The sequence below is a fragment of the Micromonospora sp. URMC 107 genome (assembly GCF_051386315.1).
Classification (GTDB): Bacteria; Actinomycetota; Actinomycetes; order Mycobacteriales; family Micromonosporaceae; genus Micromonospora.
Window position 1 is genome coordinate 1 of the sequence record NZ_JBPQTK010000267.1, and the last position, 1,772, is coordinate 1,772.

The 1,772-nt window shown below is 69.3% G+C and carries 1 protein-coding gene; it reads right to left on the reverse strand.

Annotation, left to right across the window (positions count from 1 at the left end):
- Nucleotides 1-44 precede the first annotated feature (44 nt).
- Nucleotides 45-1,601 carry an NAD(P)-binding domain-containing protein gene (locus tag ACSNN9_RS28405; protein WP_436676380.1) on the reverse strand — a complete coding sequence of 519 codons (1,557 nt, stop codon included), beginning with the start codon at nt 1,599-1,601 and terminating at the stop codon, nt 45-47.
- Between the last annotated feature and the right edge of the window lie 171 nt (nt 1,602-1,772).

The following is a 1,772-nucleotide window of genomic DNA, read 5'->3' on the forward strand; positions in this document are numbered from 1 at the left end:
GGGCGGGCCGGTGCGGGTGGCGGGCCGTGCGGGCGCGGTGTGGGTCAGCGGTGGCGGTGCAGTTGCCGGGTGAAGTAGTCGCGCAGGGGTGTCACGTGGCGGTCGGGGCGGCGCCATTCGGCGAGGAGGTCTTCGAGCAGGTGCAGTTCGTCGACGAGGGTGTCGCCGTGGTAGCGGCGGATGACGGGGTGGATGAAGGCGCTCTCGGCGGCGCGGTCGGGTTGGGGGTGGCGTTCGATGGCGAAGACGTCGCCGTAGTCGTCGCGGCCCCAGCGGAGGCTGACGGTGTAGTAGTGCGGGTGGTCGTGGAAGCGGGCGCGGACGTGGTCCTCGGGTAGGTCGGTGTAGTGGCGTAGCCGCCCGTCGGGGTCGACGACGAGGGCGTCGCAGAGGAATTCGAACTGGGTCCAGAGGGCGGAGCTCCAGTTGACCCGGTCGAGGACGAGGGTGGTGAGGGTGTCGGCGTCGGGGTCGACGTGGCGGTGTGGCAGTTCGACGCCCTCGTAGCGTTCGAGGAGCAGGGCGGTGAGGGTGCGCAGGTTGTACCGGAAGCCGTCGATGAAGGCGGAGCTGGCTTTCTTGAAGTCGCGGTCCTGGGCGAGGGTGCCGGCGAAGTAGAGGCCGTCGACGTTGGTGGACTGCCAGTCGCCGGTGGTGGTGGGCAGGCGGCCGCTGGGGACCATGTCGGGTCGGCAGGTGGGGTCGAACGGGCTGGTGTCCATGGCGAAGCCGGTGCAGCGCAGGACGGATTCGTACTCCATGACGGCGGTTTCGCCGTCGGCGTGGGTGTAGGTGAGGTGCACCTGGTAGCGGTTGTCGAGGGGGCGGATCTCGTCGACGACGCAGTCGAGGACGGAGTGCAGGGTCTTGAACTGGTAGCTGTCGAGGACGGCGCCGTGGTGGCCGCGGACGTCTCCGGGGTGTTTGGTGTTCCAGGCCAGGCGCAGGGGGCGAGGGCTGGCGAGGTGGATCATGGCGGCGTGGCCGAGGATCGCCGAGGCGGTTTCGAACGCGGAGTTGCCCTTGCCGAGGATGAGGACGCGTTGGCCGGCGTAGGCGGTGGGGTCGGTGTGCATGTCCTCGTAGCCGGTGGCGTGTTCGATGCCGCGGATGTCGGGGATGTGGGGTCGGCCCCAGCCGGTGGCGACGATGACGCAGCGTGCGCGGATGACGTGCTCGGGGGTGTGGACGAGGAAGTGGTCGTCGAGGCGTTCGATCCGGTTGACGGGGGTGTCGAAGCGTACGGCGAGTTGGTGGTGGTGCTGGAAGTCGGTGAGGTAGCGGACCATGTCGTCGGCGTGGGGGAAGTATTCGCTGCTGTATTTGGCGAAGGGCAGGTCGGCGGGTTCGTGCAGCAGGGAGTTCCAGTCCCAGCGCAGCCGGATCTCGGGGTCGGTGCTGGTGGTGTGGACCTTGTTGAGGGAGATGAGCCGGCGGTGGCGGGGGAAGTGGCGGAAGAACTCGGCGGGTGCGGGGGCGCGTTCGAGGGTGACGTAGTCGCAGCCGGCCTGTTGGAGGTAGTAGCTGAGTTGGAGGCCGGCTGGTCCGGCTCCGATGATCACGTAGCGGTGGCTCGTCGGGCCGGGGGTGGGTGCCGTCACGCCAGAGACCTTCGCCGATGTGGCGGGGTGGTGTCAACGCTGGGTGCGGTGATCGTCACGCGACTGCTGGTGGGGGTGGTGGTCCTCTCCCCCGTCGGCGGGTCCCGCGTGCCGGTGGTCAGCCGAGGTCGACCAGGAGGGGGCGGTGGTCGGAGATGGTGGACAGGGGGG